Source organism: Flavobacterium sp. FlaQc-48, from assembly GCF_044007335.1.
GTDB lineage: Bacteria > Bacteroidota > Bacteroidia > Flavobacteriales > Flavobacteriaceae > Flavobacterium.
In genome coordinates this window covers 227,104-244,402 of the sequence record NZ_JBIPCR010000008.1, presented here as the reverse complement: position 1 = coordinate 244,402, position 17,299 = coordinate 227,104, and the positions used below count along the sequence as shown (strand labels likewise).

Sequence of the window (17,299 nt, the reverse complement as noted above, 5' to 3'; positions counted from 1 at the left end):
ATATGCTTGAAAAAATACAAGAATTAGATACCCGTTTACTGGTGTATCTAAACGGTTTAGGTTCTGAAAAATATGATAATTTATGGCTTATTATTACTAATCAGTTGTATTGGACGCCATTTTTTTTATTTCTTTTTTATCTTATTTATAAAAAGCTTGGAGGTAAACAAACCTTGTATTTGCTGCTTTTTATAGCAGTTCTGATTACTTTTACAGATCAGGTTACCAACTTGTTCAAATACACTTTTCAGCGTTTGCGACCATGTAATAATCCCGATATCAATACCATTATTCGTGTCGTACAAAGTAGAAAATCATACAGTTTTTTCTCTGGTCATGCAGCCAATACAATGGCAGTAGCAACGTTTTTATATCTTATTTTAAAACGTCATTTTAAGTACTTGGGATTCTTGTTTTTATGGCCTTTAGTTTTTGCTTACAGCCGGATTTATTTAGGATTACATTATCCGGGTGATATTCTGACAGGATATTTCTTTGGGGCAATTTTTGGTTCTTTGCTGTTTTTAGTTTATCGAAAACTAAAACCACAATATTTTCCGGGATAAATTTATACAAAGGTTCTGAGTGGCTAAGAGACTAATATTCTATTTTTTTATAAAATATCTTAGTCTCTTTACAACTTGAATCTTAATTGTTTTGCAGGATAGTTTTCTCACTCCATTCTAAATCTTCCGGAAGCTCTTGCCTGCTAAACTCAATATGAATAACCCTTCTTCTTTCGTTATTCGTAGTTTTATTTGAAGCATGAAATAATAAAGGCTTCATAATCATAATGCCGCCTTTGTCTACTTCACAAATGGTTTCTTTTTCATTATCAAAATCCAGTTTTTCAATTCTTAAAATTCCTTTGGAATGTGAATTGTTGATGACTTTCAAAGCCCCATTGTCCTTTGTTGTTTTGTCAATATGAATCCTGATTGTGAAATTGCTCTCTAAAATCTCTTTTGGAGGCTGAACAGCAAACTGATTTTGTTTTACAGTCCAGTTTTCAAAATCGTCAATTTCCATTTTTTTATTGACTGAAATCGTCAGGTCCTGATGATAACTGACAAACCAATTTGATTTTTGAGGTTTGTCAAAATAAATAGATTTGGTGATAAAATAACCTTTTCCAAAAATATCCTCAATAATGTCTTTTAGGTTTTGATTAAAAATAGAATCTAAAGTTTCGGGAATTTCTTTATGGAACTGCCTAATCGCAAATAAATCTTCAGACTTTCTAAAAGTAGTATTGCCAGCTTTATTTTCGGTAACATTCTCTATAAGTGAGATTAGTTTTTCGATTTCATTTTCGTCATAAACATTGTTTATGATGGTAAAACCTTCAGAATTTATTTCGTTTCTATAACTCATTATAATGTATTTGAATAATGTCTCATTTAGCCTTAGGCTATTCCCTTTTTCTACAGTACCCTGCTAACTGTTAAGCCATCACGAATAGGTAATAAAACCGTTTCTACACGGGGATCATTTTTCAAAAGCAAATTGTATTCTAAAAGTACTTTTGTGCTAATGTCATTTGGATGAACCGGTTCCAGTATTTTTCCGCTCCATAAAACATTGTCAGACAGGATAACGCCGCCTTTGTTCATTTTCGGAACAATCATTTCCCAGTACTTAAGGTAATTTTCTTTATCTGCATCAATAAAAACCAAATCAAATTTCACATCTAATGTTGGAATAATAGTTACGGCTTCACCTAAATGCTGAAAAATTTGTTTGCCCCATGGCGAAGCATCGAAATATTTTCTTTGAAAATCAACCAGTTCTTCTTTAATATCAATAGTATGTAATTGCCCATTTTCCTGCATGCCTTCACACAGGCATAAAGCAGCATAACCTGTATAAGTGCCAATTTCCAGAATGTTTACCGGACGAATTAATTTAGAAAGCATGCTCAAAACACGACCCTGAAAATGCCCGCTTAACATTCGTGGCAAAAGTATTTTCTGGTACGTTTCTTTGTTTAGTTTTGCTAATAATTCCGGTTCGTTTTCAGAATGTTGCTCGATATAATCTTCTAAGTCTTGTGATATAAAATGCATCTTGTAGTTTGTTGTAATTTAAAGCAAAAATACAAAAAATATTGGCCAACTATTGGGCATAAAAAAACCATCCGTTTGAACGAATGGTTTTAGTTTGATAGAAAATGAAAGCTATTTTTTTAAAGCCTCATTTACCTCTTTAGCGGTTTTTACAGTTCCGTCTTTTGCAGCTTTTGCAGCATTTTCTACTTTTTGAGCGCCTTTTTTAGTGGCGTCTTTTACGTCAGTAGCTGTTTTTTTAGCTGCATTTTCAACATCATCAGCGGCTTTTTTAGTGGCATCTTTTACGTCTTGTGCCGCATTTTCGGTTGCATCTTTCGCTTTTGTAGCAGCATTTTCAGCTTTAGTAACAGCGCTGTCTTTTACTTCCTTAATATCTGTAGTGAGTGAGTCAACTTTGTTTCCAAGAGTTAATTCTTCATCCGTAGGTTTAGGTTCTTTCTTCTCGCAAGATTGAACAGCAAATGCTAATAGCGCAACAACAGCTAAGCTTAAAATTTGTTTTTTCATAATAAAATGTCTTTTTAGGTTGTAAAATTTAAAGGTTATAAAGTAGAATAATAAAAATACAAATTTTAAAATGATTGCGCGCTTTGTAAGGTTACTTTTCTTTTGAGAGCAAGACAATTCTTATGCCAAAATTTATTTTTTTTTCGATCTGATCAATAATTTTTTTTAGCAGTTTACAATTAAGCCTATAGATGCTAAAATCTGTTGTGTTTTGATCTTTTACTGTTATTAGTTTTTAAATGCCCAAAATATGAATCAGTTAGTGTTTAAAATACTATTTAATAACCAGGATGTTATCATTTTTGCTGTAATCATTTAAAGTAATGTTGAACATTAAAGTCAGTTCTTTACCAGCTCTGACAACCCCCAGAGCTGCTGTTGGAGGAGACATCCCAAAATCAGCAAAAGTGATTTGGTTAGATCCTTTTAGAATAAAAGATCCGTTACCGGCTGTTACATTTACCTGGGTTTTGTAATCTTTGCTGGTTCCTGCAATGGTATACGTTCCTATTAGATTCCAGGTAGTTTCGTTTAATTTATTTGCAGATTTTAAAACATACTTAATGTTTTTGTATGTTTTTGTGTCAAGGGTTTCATAAGCCACATCATCCATGCTTGTTTTACTGCTTTTTATGCTTTCTGCTAATAGTGTAATAGTCAGGTTATTTATATCAATTAGTTTAGCATCTGCAACGGTTAAATTCGCAGTGCAGTTTCCTTCTGTAGATTTCATTACCCAATCGTGTATATTTGAAGTTCCGGCAACTTCAAATGTTGATTTGGTCATAGTATAGTTTCTTTGTGCGTTTGTCTGTAATGACAATGTTATAAAAGTCACTGTCAATAAAATTGATTTAATTGTTTTCATCTTGATCGGTGTATTTGTTGTTTTTGGAATAAGGAAAACGATGATTCAATTGGGTTTTTATAGAATTAAAAGTCTGCCTTTGTTTCTTGGATCAAATTTATTGTGAACTCCTGACAAAGAAGATGACAAAAGTCATTGTTGAGGATTTATTAAACAACTATAATTGATTTAGATTATGCTCTGAAGAAAAAAGGTTAGGTTTTAAAATAGAAAAAAAGGAGTATTGGCGAGGTGTTAAGCTTAAGAGCATCATCAGAAGTTTTACGGAAAAAATCAGTAACTTTGCGCCATGCAAATCGAGAAAAAAGACATACGAGCCTTATCAAAAGATCAGTTGCGGGATTTTTTTGTCGCAAATAATGACAAAGCTTTTCGTGGCAATCAGGTTTATGAATGGTTGTGGAGCAAAGGAGCACACAGTTTTGAGGATATGACGAATGTTGCAAAAACAACACGTTCTATGCTGGAGAATAATTTTGTGATCAATCATATTAAAGTTGATACCATGCAACGAAGCAGCGACGGAACAGTAAAAAATGCTGTTCGGCTGCATGACGGACTAGTCGTAGAATCAGTTTTAATTCCAACAGAAACCAGAACCACTGCTTGTGTTTCCAGTCAGGTAGGGTGTAGTTTAGATTGTAATTTTTGCGCTACTGCAAGATTAAAACGAATGCGAAATCTGGAGCCCGGAGAGATCTATGATCAAATTATGGCCATTGATAAAGAAAGCCGCCTGTATCATAATCATCCTCTTTCGAATATTGTTTTTATGGGAATGGGGGAGCCTTTAATGAATTATAATAATGTTATTAAAGCAATTGATATGGTTACATCTCCTGAAGGTTTAGGAATGTCGCCAAAACGTATTATGCTTTCAACATCGGGAATTCCAAAAATGATCAGGAAAATGGCCGATGATGATGTGAAATTCAAACTGGCGGTTTCCTTGCATTCTGCAATAGATGAAATTCGCGCTAAGATTATGCCTTTCAGCAAGAATTTTCCTTTGAAAGATTTACGTGAAGCATTAGAATACTGGTACAGAAAGACCAAAAGTAAAATTTCATACGAGTATGTGGTTTGGAAAGGAATCAACGACGACAAAGCTTCGATTGACGCTTTGGTGAAGTTTTGTAAATATGTACCCTGTAAAGTAAATCTGATCGAATATAACCCAATTGATGACGGAGAATTTCAGCAGGCTTCAGAAGAATCTATTTTGGCTTATATAAAAGCTTTAGAGTCAATTGGAGTCGTATGCAAGGTTCGTCGCAGCCGCGGAAAAGATATTGATGCCGCTTGTGGACAATTAGCGAACAAAGAAGGATAGATTTTAATTTCAAAATAAATAAAAAGCATTAAAAACAAGAGCTATTCTTGTTCTTAATGCTTTTTTTGGGCAAAAAGGATTCTAACTTGTTCAGATCAATTTGCTTTCATAATAAATGATTTTACTTTTAATTGCTGAATTCAAATTATTCTTTTAAAAAGAGACAATTTGGGGTATGTTTTCTTAATTATTCTATAAATTATTGATATACTAACCTAAAATACACAACGTTTTTTTATTTAAAATAGTATATTTGGAATCGAAATGAATATTACTTCTCAAATAAAACAGCCCATCTTTAACGAGATGGAACTTTTTGAAAAAAAGTTCCATGAGTCGATGACCTCAAAGGTGGCTTTGCTGAATCGCATTACTTATTATATCGTAAACCGAAAAGGAAAACAAATGCGTCCGATGTTTGTTTTTCTGACCGCAAAAATGGTTTCAGGAGGTGCCGTAAATGAGAGAACCTATAGAGGGGCATCGGTTATTGAACTTATTCATACCGCAACTTTGGTGCATGATGATGTGGTGGATGATAGTAATCGCCGCCGTGGATTTTTCTCTATCAATGCCCTTTGGAAAAATAAAATTGCCGTTTTGGTTGGGGATTATTTATTATCAAAAGGATTGTTGCTTTCTATAGACAATGGTGATTTTGATTTACTCCGAATCATTTCTGTTGCCGTTCGTGAAATGAGTGAAGGTGAATTGCTCCAAATAGAAAAAGCCCGAAGACTTGATATTACCGAAGACGTGTATTATGAAATCATTCGCAAAAAAACAGCGACACTTATTGCGGCTTGTTGTGCGCTTGGTGCCAAATCCGTAATTGAAGATGATATTCAGGTTGAGAATATGCGAAAGTTTGGAGAGCTTATCGGAATGGCTTTTCAAATCAAAGATGACTTATTCGATTATAGTGAAGAAGCTATTGGTAAACCAACCGGAATTGATATTAAGGAACAAAAAATGACTTTGCCTTTAATTCACGTTTTAAACACCTGTACTCCGCAGGAAAAAAAGTGGCTGATCAACTCCATCAAAAACCACAACAAAGACAAAAAACGCGTCAAAGAGGTGATTGCCTTTGTGAAAAATAATAATGGTTTGGCTTACGCCGAAAACAAAATGGTAGAATTCCAGCAGGAAGCACTTTCACTATTAGAAAATTACGCCGATTCTGAGTTCAAAGCAGCCCTTACTTTAATGGTAAACTACGTTATTGAAAGAAAAAAATAATTTTAAATTGAATCCACTATTAAGATATTGGTATTAATTTCTTCTAGGTTTTTTTATTCTTATGCAATTTTCAAAAAATGAATCAGCACAAATAACAGTAGCATAATCAGGATTTCTTGAATTATAGTTTTCTTCTGCATCCTCTTTTTCTTTTTCAACAAAGAAGTTTTCTATTAATGAAATAGATTCTTCCTCGTTTTATCTGCTCCGATTTATAAAACGCTGTTGTTCTTCCCATTCTTTCTGGATTTTTATCTTTAAACTCTTAATCAAATATAATTGGTACAAGTTTATCTTGCAACTCGTATTCTCCTTAAGTTTACATCGAATAAAAAAAATAATTAAGAAAATGTCAATTATGTAATCGTCTTTATTTCTTTGATAGTAAAGGGTTTGCTGCGTTTATTTGAGGTTTTGATTTTTTTTTATTGATTTTTTTTTATTCCCATGCAACTATTTCGAAACAACAATCGTCTATGCTAATAGAAGACTGTTACTAAACCAAAAACCAAAAGCTTATAAATGAAAATTATTCATTTACATCACGAAGAAACTGAACTTATAAAGTTGGCTGTCGAAAATAATCGACAAGCACAACAGCAAATATACAGTCGGTTTTCTTCAAAAATGCTGAGTGTTTGTCGACAATATATAAAAGACATTCAACTGGCAGAAGATGTAATGATCACGGCTTTTATGAAAGTGTTTACCAACTTAAATAAATTTGAGCATAAAGGAAGTTTTGAAGGTTGGGTTCGCCGAATCATGGTTAACGAATGTATCTCTTATTTAAGGGTTCAGAAAAAAGTAAAATTTGCCGAAGATGAAATTTATACCGAAGAAAGTTTCAACGCTATCGACAGTCAGTTTTCGATAGAGCAGATTCAGTTTTTAATAGATGCTCTGCCAGATGGATATAGGATGATTTTTAATTTATATGCCATCGAGGGATACAAACATAATGAGATTGCGAAGATGCTAGGAATTAATGAAGGAACATCGAAATCGCAATTATCGCACGCGAGAAAAATGCTGCAAACACAAATTAATACTTTAAAAAAACAAGATAATGGAACCGAATAATTTTGAAAAGGATTTCCGTGAAAAGCTAAATCATCGTAAAATAGAACCTAGTGAAAAAGCCTGGGATCGATTAGATGCGATGCTGAGTGTTGCTGAAAAGAAAAAACCGAAAAAAGACAGAAAGTGGCTTTATATAGCAGCAAGTGTTGTGGGGTTTTTATTGGTTGGGACTTTCTTTTTCAATCAGAAGAAAGATATAGAAAAAGCACCAAAAAATACGGTTGTTATCGAAGAAAACACCAGGAAAGACTCTGTTGTAAAACCAACAGTAAAGAGTACAGGACCGGTTAAAACTGAAATTGCAGTATCCGAAAAAACAGCGACAGAGCATTCCATACAAAAAGAAACGAACCTTAACCCGAAATCAAATAAAACCCTTAAAAATGAATCACAACAACTAGCGGAGTCTTCAATCATCATCAAAAACAATCAGGAGAAACAATCAATCAACAATAAAACCTCAGTTGCTGAAATCTCTAAAAAAGAAACTGTGGATCAGTTATTAGAATCGGCTGAAAAAACTGTTGTGGCTGAAAATGCAGTCAAACCGAAAGCAAAACTAAAAGTCAATGCCAATGATTTACTCAATCAGGTCGATGGCGAATTAGAACTTTCGTTTAGAGAAAAAATGATTACCAAAGTCAATAAAAACTACCAGACGGTGAAAGTGGCATTGGCGAATCGAAATCAGCAGGAATAAAGAATAAAGAATAAAGAATAAAGAATAAAGAATTCACAATTAAATCATCAATCAACAATCAAATTTAAAAAAAATCAATCATGAAAAATTTTACCATTTATCTCGTCATCTTAATCTTTTTATTTGTGAGTAAAGTTCTCGGACAGGCAACATTTGAATCTAGGGCAAAACAAATTGCTAATAAAATAGAAAAGATCACTAAAGAGGAAAAAGCAACTCTGAAAGAAGAAGTTGAAGCTGTCAATGTTCAGCTATCTGAAGGGAAAATCACGCAGGAACAAGCGGACAAACGCAAGAAAGAACTGGCAGAAGCGAGAGCAGTAATCATTGAAGAAAAAGTGACCTTGGCGCAAAATGAACTTAATGATTTAGTACAGGAAAAAGTCGACGGAAAAATAAAAGAAGATTCGGTAGGCAAAAAATATAGTATTGTGTTTCATGTAAGAGATAAAGACCGGGATAAAGATTCTATCCATGGTGAAAAAAGAACAACTTCTCAATTCGTGTTTGCAATGGGATTAAATAATATGATGGTCGATGGCAAGCTTCAGGATTCAAATTACAGTTTTATAGGTTCGCATTTTTACGAGTGGGGTTTTACCTATAATTCAAGGTTAATGAAAAATGACAATTTATTACATGCTAAATACGGGCTTTCGTTAATGTATAATAACATTCGGCCAACAGAAAACAGGAATTTTGTAGTAAATGGCAATCAAACGGTTTTGCAAACAAATGCGATCAATTTAGATGAATCCCGTTTTAGGAACGTTTATATTGTAGCGCCGGTACATTTAGAATTCGATTTTTCAAGACCAAAAGTAAATAACGGAAAAACGTATTTCAGAACACATGAGAGCTTTCGTTTCGGAATTGGAGGTTATGCGGGAATCAATGTAAAATCAAAACAAATCATAAAATACGACCAGGATGATTTAGATTATAAAACAACCATAAAAGGAGATTATAATGTAAATAATTTTATTTATGGCTTAAGTTCCTATATAGGTTATAAAGCTTTTAGTTTGTATGCAAAGTATGATTTAAACCCTTTGTTTCAGGACAATTTAGTAAAAGAAAATAATATTTCATTAGGATTAAGACTTGATTTGAATTAAGAATACAGTTGAGGTTAGTTAGTAGAAAAAGCGCTTTGAAAGAAGCGCTTTTTTTATTTGAAATTGTCAAATTTCAGGATAGATTGTGTACTTTTGCAGGCTCTCAACTTTTAAAATATTTTACGTTTTGATTTCACAAAATACAATTGATACTGTTTTTGAAACTGCTCGTGTAGAGGAGGTTATTGGTGATTTTGTCAATTTAAAGCGCGCCGGAAGTAACTTTAAAGGCTTAAGCCCGTTCTCTGATGAGCGCTCTCCGTCGTTTATGGTATCCCCGGCAAAAGGCATCTGGAAAGATTTTAGTACAGGAAAAGGAGGGAATTCTGTCAAGTTCCTGATGGAGCACTCACAGTTTACCTATCCGGAAGCTATTCGCTATTTAGCCAGAAAGTACAATATTGAGATTGAGGAAACAGAACAAACAGATGCTGAAAAAGCGATGACGGATGTTCGTGAAAGTATGTATCTGGTTTCAGAATTTGCAAAAGAATATTTTCATAAAACTCTTTTACATTCAGAAGAAGGAAAAGCAATAGGGCTTTCGTATTTTAAGGAAAGAGGTTTTACCGATGAAACAATCAAAAAATTTGGTTTAGGATATTCGCCTGAAACCTGGGATGCCCTTACCAAAGAAGCTTTGGGAAAAGGCTACAAGCTGGAGTTTCTGGAAGGTACCGGTTTAACAATTGCCAGAGAAGACCGCCCTTTTGACCGTTTTAAAGGTCGTGTCATGTTTCCCATAGAAAGTATGTCCGGGCGTGTTTTGGGTTTTGGAGGACGTATTCTGACGAATGATAAAAAAGCGGCAAAATACTTAAACTCACCGGAAAGTGATATTTACCATAAAAGCAAAGTGCTTTACGGGATTTTTCAGGCCAAACAATCTATAGCCAAGCTAAATAATTGTTATCTGGTTGAAGGATATACAGATGTTATTCAGTTCAATCAGGCCGGGATTGAGAATGTTGTGGCTTCATCAGGTACTGCTTTGACGCCGGATCAGATTCGTTTGGTAAATAGATTAACGAGAAATATAACCGTACTTTTTGATGGTGATGCTGCAGGGTTACGTGCCTCTGTTCGTGGAATCGATTTGATTCTGGAAGAAGGAATGAATGTAAGGGTATGTGCTTTTCCTGACGGAGAAGATCCGGATAGTTTTGCACGAAAAAATTCTCATGACGATTTGGTTGCCTATCTGGAAGAAAACAGTAAAGATTTTATACAGTTTAAAGCATCGCTCTTAATGAAAGAGGCTAAAAACGATCCTATAAAAAAAGCCGATTTGATTCGCGATATGGTTGTTAGTATTTCGAAAATCCCGGATCGTATTCAGCGCGAAATTTATACTCAGGAATGTGCCAGAATTATGGATATTTCTGAACAGGTACTCGTGAGTACTTTGGCTCAGCTAATTCAAAAAGATATTGCAGAGGTTAATAAAAAGCAAAAGCAGGAACAAAAACCTTTTGAAGTTTTTAGGAACCAAAACCCAAAACAAACCGGATATTCAGGAGGAGATCCGGAAGATCCTAGATTTGGACCACCGGAGGATTATCCCGGAGAGCCCTCATACCCGCAAGAGCCAACAGAAAAAGTAGATATTTTAAATCGTTTAGAACGTAAAGTAATTGAAATTTTATTGCTTTATGGAGATAAAACAGAAGAATTTGAAGATGTACTTTTAAAAAATAATGATGAAGGTGAAGTTGTAATGGTCTCTGAAATGAGGGCATATAAAGTATACGAACGTATTTATTTGAGTTTGCAGGAAGATGAGGTAGAACTTTCTAATCATTTGTTCCGTGATATTTTTACAGACTTAATTGGGTTTTATAATCAAAATGAAAAGTTTAGTCTGGAGCAGTATTTAATGCGTCTACAGCCTGATTTTGCTCAGGAAGTTACGGATATTTTAATGGAAGATGAAAGATTGTCTCTTCATGATTGGGAAGGACAGAATATTTTTACAAAAGGCAAACACGAAACTATAGCGCAATATGTAACCGAAACGGTTATGTCTATGCGTTGGTTTTTAGTTGGTAAAATCATTGAGGAATTAAAAAGCTCTATACAACCTGATAATTCAGATAATACAGAGCTTTTGTCTATGGTAGTGGATTACTCAAGTTTAGTTAATTCGTTTTCGAAAAAACTAGGAAGAGTAATGTCTAGATACCATTAAATAATTTCTAAAGTCTTAGCCTTATTTACTAAGTCAACTAAATTGGTTACATTTAATTTAGTCAATAATCTTAATTTGTAAGTACTGATCGTTTTCTCGTTCAGATTTAAGATTTTAGAGATTTCATTGTTTTTCTTACCATCGCTTAAATAGCGTAAAACCTCAATTTCACGATTCGAAAGTTTTCTGTACAAACGCTCACTTTTGCTTTGTTTAGCAATAAGGGCCATGTTTTTACGTACAGTTTCGTTGATGATAATTTTTCCTTCGTGTACTTTAATAATAGAAAGACCTAAAGTTTCAAGTTTTTCTGTTTTGTGTACATACCCGGAAACCCCTGCTTTAATCGCGTTTGGAGCGTACATTTGTTCAGCGAGGTCACTAAAAATTACAATTTTTGTTTTTGGGAAATTTTTCAGGATAGATTTCACTTCGAAGATACTTGAAAGACCTTCCAGTTCTAAATCGAGAATTAGGATGTCAATCTCCTTCGTCTGAAGAATATCTCTAACCATTGAAAAATTGCCTACGTTGGCAACAATTGAAATTTGGTCGTGATCTTTAAAATAAGATTTAACGCCAAAGTGAGTCACAGGATGATTGTCTGCAAGACATACTTTAATCATAATTTTTACCTTTTTTAGAATTGTTCATGTTTTTGGAACTGTAAAATTAATAAATAAATTCTGTAATTAATTGCAGACAAATGTTAAAAAAATTATTTTAACGTTTTTGGGATCTCACAAACGGGTATTGGAGCCATTTTATGCTTGTTGTTGGTGTTTAAACGTTTATAAATTTCAAAGACAGATTTTTCTCTCCCAGTGAAGTCAGATACCGTATTTCCTGATTCCGCGGCTAACATAGCCCACTCCAGTTCGTCATAACTTGCCCCTAATTGATCTTCATCGGTGCGATTGTCTCCAAATAATCCATCTGTTGGAGCAGCTGTTAAAATTGATTCCGGAATTGTTAAAAACTGTCCCAAAGCATAAACATCTGATTTCATAAGGTCGGCAATCGGACTTAAATCGACTCCTCCGTCTCCATATTTGGTGTAAAAACCTACGCCAAAATCTTCTACTTTATTTCCTGTACCGGCAACTAATAGCCCGTGAATTCCGGCTAAATAGTATAATGACGTCATTCTCAGGCGTGCACGGGTGTTGGCTAACGATAAATTAACTTTTGTTGAATCTTTTGATGTCGGTACAGCGCTCTTAAAAGCTTCAAAAGTGCTTGTCAGATCAGTTTCTACATTCGAAACGTTAGGAAAACGTTTCTTTAATTGTTCAATATGTTCTCTTCCTCTTGAAACCTGATTTGCAGCTTGGTGAATTGGCATTTCGACACATAAAACGATCAAACCTGTTTGGGCGCATAATGTAGAAGTAACAGCAGAATCAACTCCGCCTGAAATTCCAATTACAAATCCGTTTGCTTTTGCATTGTTAGCATAATCTTTTAGCCACTCTACAATGTGGGTATTTACTTTTTCTGTCTGAATAGTACTTTTTTTAGCCATAATAGTTCAAGTTTTAAGATACAGGGATGTATATTTGCACAAATATTTTTAAGTGCATGTTTGCTTAAATTAGTGCAACACAAATCTAATTAAAATAAAATGAAAATTTATCGCTTTGCAGTGGTTCTGTGCTTGTTTTTTTTGTCTTGTGATCAAAAAACTAAAGTAGAAAAAGAAGTCGAAGAAATTCCGGTTGATGTTAAAGTTGAACGCTTTGATAAGGTGTTTTTCGAAACCAGGCCAGAAGATCTGGATAAGGTAAAAAAGCAATATCCTTTCTTTTTTCCGGCAGGAAATGATGATAATATCTGGCTGAAGAAAATGCAGGACCCGCTTTGGAGAGAGGTGTATAGTGAAGTGCAAAAAAAGTATAGTAATTTTGAACCGGTTCGTCAGGAGTTCAATACCCTTTTTCAGCACGTAAAATATTATTTTCCCAAAACCAAAACGCCTAAAGTAATTACAGTTATTGGAGAAATGGATTATAATGCTAAAGCAATTTACGCAGATAGTCTGGTAATAGTAGCATTAGAGTTGTATTTAGGAAAGGACCATAAGTTTTATGAGTTTCCAAATTACCTGAAACAGAATTTCGAAGAAAAACAGATTATGCCTGATGTGGTTTCTAGTTTTACTTATAGAAACATTCCGGTTTCTCCGGATAAAAATTTGGTTTCTCAAATGGTTTTTGCAGGGAAACAATTGTATGCAAAAGATCTCCTTATACCCGGATATACAGATGCAGAAAAAATAGGGTATACACCGGAGCAAATAAAATGGTGTGAAGAGAATGAAGCGTATATGTGGCGTTTTTTCATTGAAAATGAATTGCTGTACAATGAAGATCCTAAGCTTACTACCCGTTTTATGACACCGGCACCGTTTTCTAAATTCTATTTAGAGATCGATAATGATACGCCGGGCAGAGTTGGAGCCTGGATTGGCTGGCAGATGGTACGGGCGTACATGAAAAATAATAATGTAACTTTGCCGGAATTATTAAAAACAGATGCAAAGGAAATCTTTGAAAAATCAAAATATAAACCTAAGAAATAATGTCAGATACAATAAAATCAGAAATTAAATTCAATATAGAATTAGACGAAAATCGCGTTCCGGAAAAATTATCATGGACAGCTAAAGATGGTGGAGTAGAAGCCGAAGAAGCAAAAGCGATCATGTTGTCTATTTGGGATAGCAAAGCAAAAGAAAGCATGCGTATTGACCTGTGGACAAAAGATATGCCGGTAGACGAGATGAAAATTTTCTTTCACCAGACTTTAGTGGCAATGTCCGATACTTTTAAACGTGCTACAGATGATGAGAAAATGGCGGACACTATGAAAGATTTTTGCGATTATTTTGCAGAAAAACTAGAGCTTACTAAGCAGTAAAAAATTACAATCCCAATAAAGAGGTCTCATAAAAAATCCCAAATCCGGGTTAAAACCTGAATTTGGGATTTTTTTATTTTTGACATTTCATTCTATTGTCTAGAATTCGCTATTGTTTTTAAAAACTTCCTGATTTACTTCGTCTATATATTTTAAAACTTCGTCTTTTCCAGTCTGTTCTGTAGCTGAGGTTACGAAATAATGAGGCATTTCTTCCCAGTTATTGGCAAACATTTGTTTTTTGTATGCTGCAATATGTGAGTCAATTTTCGTTTTACTTATTTTATCTGCTTTGGTGAAGATAATGCAAAACGGGATCTCGCTTTCGCCCATATACGACATAAATTCGATGTCTATATTTTGAGCTTCATGGCGAATATCAATCAAAACAAAAGCACAAACCAGTTGTTCTCGGGTTTCAAAGTAATCTGTAATAAATTGCTGAAAAACCGATTTTGTTTTTTTTGATACTTTAGCATAACCATACCCCGGTAAATCGACTAAGAACCAATTGTTGTTAATCTTAAAATGATTAATTAATTGTGTTTTTCCCGGTCTTCCTGAAGTCTTGGCTAAGTTTTTATGATTGGTAAGCATGTTGATCAATGATGACTTGCCTACGTTTGATCTTCCGATAAAAGCATATTCAGGCAAAAAATCTTTCGGGCATTTTGCAACTTCAGAATTGCTGATAATGAATTCGGCAGTAGTAATTTTCATGTTTTTTGATTTTAAAACCTTCTTAAAAGTCGAAAGTTTAGTGCTATAAATTCTTTTTAACGAGCCATTCTTCAAGAATTACATTAAATTCCTGAGGGTGCTCCATCATAGCAGCGTGTCCACATTTGTCAATCCAATACAAGGTTGAATTAGGCAATAATTTATCAAATTCTTCAGCAACATTCGGTGGGGTTACAGCATCATTTTTACCCCAAATAATACAGGTTTCTACTGTCATTTTTGGTAAATCCTTAGCCATATTATGACGAATGGCGCTTTTTGCAATCGTTAGGGTTTTGATCAGTTTGATACGGTCGTTAACGGTTGCGTAAACTTCGTCGATAAGTTCGGGAGTTGCAATTTTCGGGTCGTAAAATACATCTTCAGCTTTCTTTTTGATGTATTCATAATCCCCTCTTTTAGGGTAACTGTCGCCCATGGCGCTCTCGTAAAGTCCTGAACTTCCTGTAATTACAAGTCCTGCTACTTTTTCGGGATACAATTTAGTATGATAAAGTGCGATGTGTCCTCCTAAAGAATTTCCTAACAGTATAACTTTATCGTAACCCTTAAAAGTGATAAAATCCTTTACGTATTTTGCAAAGCTTTTTACGTTCGTTTTTAAAATACTTTGGGTGTATATTGGCAAATCCGGGATAACAACTTTGTATCCTTTTGTTGGGAAATATTCTGCTACAGCATCAAAGTTACTAAGGCCTCCCATTAAGCCATGTAAAATAACGATAGGAGTTCCTTCTCCAGCTTCATAATAGCTGTATTTGCCTTCTTTTTTGTAGTGTTTGTCCATTTAATTTAATGCCAATTTCAATTGGGACAAATATAGGGTTTAATAAATAAAAATGAATTTTTGGTACCGTTTTTTAACTAGATAATTTTAGTAGAATTTCTAACTATTTAAAAATCAGCTTTTATGGGTGTTTTTGGTGTGTTTCTTAAATGTTAAGAAAACTGCATTATAATTAATTTTTTAAGAAATATAGTGCATAATTTTTTTGATCTTTAATCGATGTTGTATTTAAACTAATTATAAGTTAAAGTATTGATTGTCTATAAATTAAAGCAGGTGGGGTAAAAGTGGTTAAACTTATTAACAAAGTGGTATTTAGTGGTAAAATGTGGTAATATTTTTTATATTTTTGCTGTATAACATATTAAGGTATTTTTCTTGAACACAATTGTTGGAACATATGAGTGTAAAGTCGATGCTAAAGGAAGGCTAATGATGCCTGCGCCCTTAAAAAAGCAATTGGCTTCTTCTCTTCAGGACGGATTCGTTTTGAAGCGCTCTGTTTTTCAACCGTGTTTAGAGTTGTATCCAATGGAAGAATGGAACCTGATGATGCAAAAAATCAACAAGCTGAATCGTTTTGTAAAAAAAAACAATGATTTCATTCGAAGATTTACTGCCGGTGTTAAAATGGTAGAGATTGATGCATTAGGAAGGTTATTGGTTCCAAAGGACCTGGTAGCTTTTTCAGGTATTTCTAAAGATGTGGTTTTTTCATCTGCGGTTAATATTGTGGAGATATGGGATAAAGATTTATACGAAAAATCAATAAGCGGCGAAGATATGGATTTTGCAGATTTAGCCGAAGAAGTAATGGGAAATATTAATGACGACGACAATGGAATATCATAATCCGGTTTTACTTCATCCTACAGTTGATGGTTTAAATATTAAACCTGATGGCATTTATGTAGATGTAACGTTTGGTGGCGGTGGTCATTCAAAAGAGATTTTGAAAAGACTAGGTCCCAACGGAAAGTTATTTGCTTTTGATCAGGATGAAGATGCGCTGGCAAATGCATTGCCGGATGAGCGGTTTACCTTAATTAATGAAAACTTCAGGTTTATAAAAAGATTTCTTCGTTTTCATGGTGTAAAAAGTGTTGACGGGATCTTAGCAGATTTAGGGGTTTCATCACATCAGTTTGATGTTCCGGAAAGAGGGTTCTCTACCAGATTTGATGCCGAACTTGATATGCGGATGAGTCAAAAAAATGATTTAAATGCTTATCGTGTAGTGAACGAATATGAAGAACAGGATTTACGTCGTGTTTTTTTTGATTATGGGGAGTTGAAGAATGCGCCCGTTTTGGCAAGAACTATTGTAGAGGCCAGAGAGCATCAGCCTATCAAAACCACAGATGAATTAAAAGACGTTCTGGCGAAATATTTACCGGAAAGAGTTCGAAATAAGATATTGGCCCAGATTTATCAGGCGATTCGTATTGAGGTAAATCAGGAAATGGATGTTTTAAAAGAATTTATCGAGCAATCGTTAGAGATTTTAAATCCGGGAGGAAGATTTTCAGTGATATCATACCATTCTTTAGAAGACAGACTGGTAAAAAGATTTATTAAAAACGGAATGTTTGAAGGAGAGCCTGAACGCGATTTTTTTGGAAACTTTTCTGTTCCTTATAAAACCATTGGGAAATTAATTGTTCCGGACGATGCTGAAATAAAAATCAACAACAGGGCAAGAAGTGCAAAATTGAGAATTGCTGAGAAGATATAATATATAGGT

Annotated in this window: 19 protein-coding genes; 11 read left to right on the top strand and 8 right to left on the bottom strand. The window is 34.1% G+C overall.

Annotation, left to right across the window (positions count from 1 at the left end):
• The first annotated feature begins 2 nt into the window (after positions 1-2).
• Positions 3-566, top strand: coding sequence for a phosphatase PAP2 family protein (locus ACHRWY_RS14950; protein WP_395355703.1), 564 nt, complete (start codon positions 3-5; stop codon positions 564-566).
• Between the two features lie 82 nt (positions 567-648).
• On the opposite strand, the gene ACHRWY_RS14945 is transcribed toward ACHRWY_RS14950, so the two are convergent.
• The 4 genes from ACHRWY_RS14945 to ACHRWY_RS14930 all read right to left on the bottom strand — a co-directional run bounded on the left by ACHRWY_RS14945 (position 649) and on the right by ACHRWY_RS14930 (position 3,444).
• Positions 649-1,374 (bottom strand): phytanoyl-CoA dioxygenase family protein, encoded by a 726-nt coding sequence (locus ACHRWY_RS14945; protein WP_395355702.1) that lies wholly within the window; start codon positions 1,372-1,374, stop codon positions 649-651.
• A 50-nt stretch (positions 1,375-1,424) separates the two neighbouring features.
• A complete protein-coding gene (locus ACHRWY_RS14940; protein WP_395355700.1) occupies positions 1,425-2,066 on the bottom strand; it encodes an O-methyltransferase in 642 nt (213 codons plus the stop codon).
• Positions 2,067-2,177: 111 nt separating this feature from the next.
• On the bottom strand, positions 2,178-2,576 hold the full coding sequence (locus tag ACHRWY_RS14935; protein WP_395355699.1) for a hypothetical protein: 399 nt from the start codon (positions 2,574-2,576) through the stop codon (positions 2,178-2,180).
• Between the two features lie 274 nt (positions 2,577-2,850).
• Positions 2,851-3,444, bottom strand: coding sequence for a YceI family protein (locus ACHRWY_RS14930; RefSeq protein WP_395355697.1), 594 nt, complete (start codon positions 3,442-3,444; stop codon positions 2,851-2,853).
• 289 nt (positions 3,445-3,733) lie between these two features.
• Between ACHRWY_RS14930 and rlmN the strand changes: the two genes are divergently transcribed.
• From rlmN to dnaG, 6 genes are all read left to right on the top strand, one after another.
• The gene (gene rlmN, locus ACHRWY_RS14925; RefSeq protein ID WP_395355695.1) at positions 3,734-4,777 is read left to right on the top strand and encodes a 23S rRNA (adenine(2503)-C(2))-methyltransferase RlmN; all 1,044 of its coding nucleotides are present in this window, start codon (positions 3,734-3,736) and stop codon (positions 4,775-4,777) included.
• A gap of 264 nt (positions 4,778-5,041) precedes the next feature.
• Positions 5,042-6,019, top strand: coding sequence for a polyprenyl synthetase family protein (locus ACHRWY_RS14920; RefSeq protein ID WP_395355693.1), 978 nt, complete (start codon positions 5,042-5,044; stop codon positions 6,017-6,019).
• 522 nt (positions 6,020-6,541) lie between these two features.
• A complete protein-coding gene (locus ACHRWY_RS14915; RefSeq protein WP_395355691.1) occupies positions 6,542-7,102 on the top strand; it encodes an RNA polymerase sigma factor in 561 nt (186 codons plus the stop codon).
• The gene (locus ACHRWY_RS14910) at positions 7,089-7,802 is read left to right on the top strand and encodes a hypothetical protein (RefSeq protein ID WP_395355690.1); all 714 of its coding nucleotides are present in this window, start codon (positions 7,089-7,091) and stop codon (positions 7,800-7,802) included. The genes ACHRWY_RS14915 and ACHRWY_RS14910 overlap by 14 nt, the downstream gene beginning before the upstream one ends.
• A gap of 80 nt (positions 7,803-7,882) precedes the next feature.
• On the top strand, positions 7,883-8,920 hold the full coding sequence (locus ACHRWY_RS14905) for a hypothetical protein (protein ID WP_395355688.1): 1,038 nt from the start codon (positions 7,883-7,885) through the stop codon (positions 8,918-8,920).
• 127 nt (positions 8,921-9,047) lie between these two features.
• On the top strand, positions 9,048-11,108 hold the full coding sequence (gene dnaG, locus ACHRWY_RS14900; protein WP_395355686.1) for a DNA primase: 2,061 nt from the start codon (positions 9,048-9,050) through the stop codon (positions 11,106-11,108).
• Here the strand turns inward: dnaG and ACHRWY_RS14895 are convergent.
• Both ACHRWY_RS14895 and nadE read right to left on the bottom strand, forming a co-directional pair.
• Positions 11,105-11,734 (bottom strand): response regulator transcription factor, encoded by a 630-nt coding sequence (locus ACHRWY_RS14895; RefSeq protein ID WP_026730588.1) that lies wholly within the window; start codon positions 11,732-11,734, stop codon positions 11,105-11,107. The two genes, dnaG and ACHRWY_RS14895, sit on opposite strands and share 4 nt — an antisense overlap.
• A gap of 92 nt (positions 11,735-11,826) precedes the next feature.
• Positions 11,827-12,633: an NAD(+) synthase gene (gene nadE / locus ACHRWY_RS14890; RefSeq protein ID WP_395355685.1), complete on the bottom strand. Its 807-nt coding sequence runs from the start codon at positions 12,631-12,633 to the stop codon at positions 11,827-11,829.
• A gap of 99 nt (positions 12,634-12,732) precedes the next feature.
• Here nadE and gldB point away from each other — a divergent pair, with 99 nt between their 5' ends.
• Both gldB and gldC read left to right on the top strand, forming a co-directional pair.
• A complete protein-coding gene (gene gldB / locus ACHRWY_RS14885; RefSeq protein ID WP_395355684.1) occupies positions 12,733-13,689 on the top strand; it encodes a gliding motility lipoprotein GldB in 957 nt (318 codons plus the stop codon).
• Positions 13,689-14,027: a gliding motility protein GldC gene (gene gldC / locus ACHRWY_RS14880; protein WP_395355682.1), complete on the top strand. Its 339-nt coding sequence runs from the start codon at positions 13,689-13,691 to the stop codon at positions 14,025-14,027. Before gldB ends, gldC begins: the two co-directional genes overlap by 1 nt.
• A gap of 99 nt (positions 14,028-14,126) precedes the next feature.
• Here gldC and yihA read toward each other — a convergent pair whose 3' ends face one another.
• Both yihA and ACHRWY_RS14870 read right to left on the bottom strand, forming a co-directional pair.
• Positions 14,127-14,747, bottom strand: a complete 621-nt coding sequence (gene yihA, locus ACHRWY_RS14875; protein ID WP_395355681.1) for a ribosome biogenesis GTP-binding protein YihA/YsxC — start codon at positions 14,745-14,747, stop codon at positions 14,127-14,129.
• Positions 14,748-14,790: 43 nt separating this feature from the next.
• On the bottom strand, positions 14,791-15,555 hold the full coding sequence (locus ACHRWY_RS14870) for an alpha/beta fold hydrolase (protein ID WP_395355679.1): 765 nt from the start codon (positions 15,553-15,555) through the stop codon (positions 14,791-14,793).
• A 378-nt stretch (positions 15,556-15,933) separates the two neighbouring features.
• Between ACHRWY_RS14870 and mraZ the strand changes: the two genes are divergently transcribed.
• Together mraZ and rsmH are read left to right on the top strand one after the other, a co-directional pair.
• Positions 15,934-16,407 (top strand): division/cell wall cluster transcriptional repressor MraZ, encoded by a 474-nt coding sequence (gene mraZ / locus ACHRWY_RS14865; RefSeq protein ID WP_395355678.1) that lies wholly within the window; start codon positions 15,934-15,936, stop codon positions 16,405-16,407.
• On the top strand, positions 16,382-17,290 hold the full coding sequence (rsmH, locus tag ACHRWY_RS14860) for a 16S rRNA (cytosine(1402)-N(4))-methyltransferase RsmH (protein ID WP_395355677.1): 909 nt from the start codon (positions 16,382-16,384) through the stop codon (positions 17,288-17,290). The genes mraZ and rsmH overlap by 26 nt, the downstream gene beginning before the upstream one ends.
• Positions 17,291-17,299: the final 9 nt, after the last annotated feature.

Coding starts and splice junctions, on each gene's coding strand:
- ACHRWY_RS14950 (WP_395355703.1), top strand. CDS start 3: ATGCTTGAAAAAATACAAGAATTAGATACCCGTTTACTGGTGTATCTA.
- ACHRWY_RS14945 (WP_395355702.1), bottom strand. CDS start 1,374: ATGAGTTATAGAAACGAAATAAATTCTGAAGGTTTTACCATCATAAAC.
- ACHRWY_RS14940 (WP_395355700.1), bottom strand. CDS start 2,066: ATGCATTTTATATCACAAGACTTAGAAGATTATATCGAGCAACATTCT.
- ACHRWY_RS14935 (WP_395355699.1), bottom strand. CDS start 2,576: ATGAAAAAACAAATTTTAAGCTTAGCTGTTGTTGCGCTATTAGCATTT.
- ACHRWY_RS14930 (WP_395355697.1), bottom strand. CDS start 3,444: ATGAAAACAATTAAATCAATTTTATTGACAGTGACTTTTATAACATTG.
- rlmN (WP_395355695.1), top strand. CDS start 3,734: ATGCAAATCGAGAAAAAAGACATACGAGCCTTATCAAAAGATCAGTTG.
- ACHRWY_RS14920 (WP_395355693.1), top strand. CDS start 5,042: ATGAATATTACTTCTCAAATAAAACAGCCCATCTTTAACGAGATGGAA.
- ACHRWY_RS14915 (WP_395355691.1), top strand. CDS start 6,542: ATGAAAATTATTCATTTACATCACGAAGAAACTGAACTTATAAAGTTG.
- ACHRWY_RS14910 (WP_395355690.1), top strand. CDS start 7,089: ATGGAACCGAATAATTTTGAAAAGGATTTCCGTGAAAAGCTAAATCAT.
- ACHRWY_RS14905 (WP_395355688.1), top strand. CDS start 7,883: ATGAAAAATTTTACCATTTATCTCGTCATCTTAATCTTTTTATTTGTG.
- ACHRWY_RS14895 (WP_026730588.1), bottom strand. CDS start 11,734: ATGATTAAAGTATGTCTTGCAGACAATCATCCTGTGACTCACTTTGGC.
- nadE (WP_395355685.1), bottom strand. CDS start 12,633: ATGGCTAAAAAAAGTACTATTCAGACAGAAAAAGTAAATACCCACATT.
- gldB (WP_395355684.1), top strand. CDS start 12,733: ATGAAAATTTATCGCTTTGCAGTGGTTCTGTGCTTGTTTTTTTTGTCT.
- gldC (WP_395355682.1), top strand. CDS start 13,689: ATGTCAGATACAATAAAATCAGAAATTAAATTCAATATAGAATTAGAC.
- yihA (WP_395355681.1), bottom strand. CDS start 14,747: ATGAAAATTACTACTGCCGAATTCATTATCAGCAATTCTGAAGTTGCA.
- ACHRWY_RS14870 (WP_395355679.1), bottom strand. CDS start 15,555: ATGGACAAACACTACAAAAAAGAAGGCAAATACAGCTATTATGAAGCT.
- rsmH (WP_395355677.1), top strand. CDS start 16,382: ATGACGACGACAATGGAATATCATAATCCGGTTTTACTTCATCCTACA.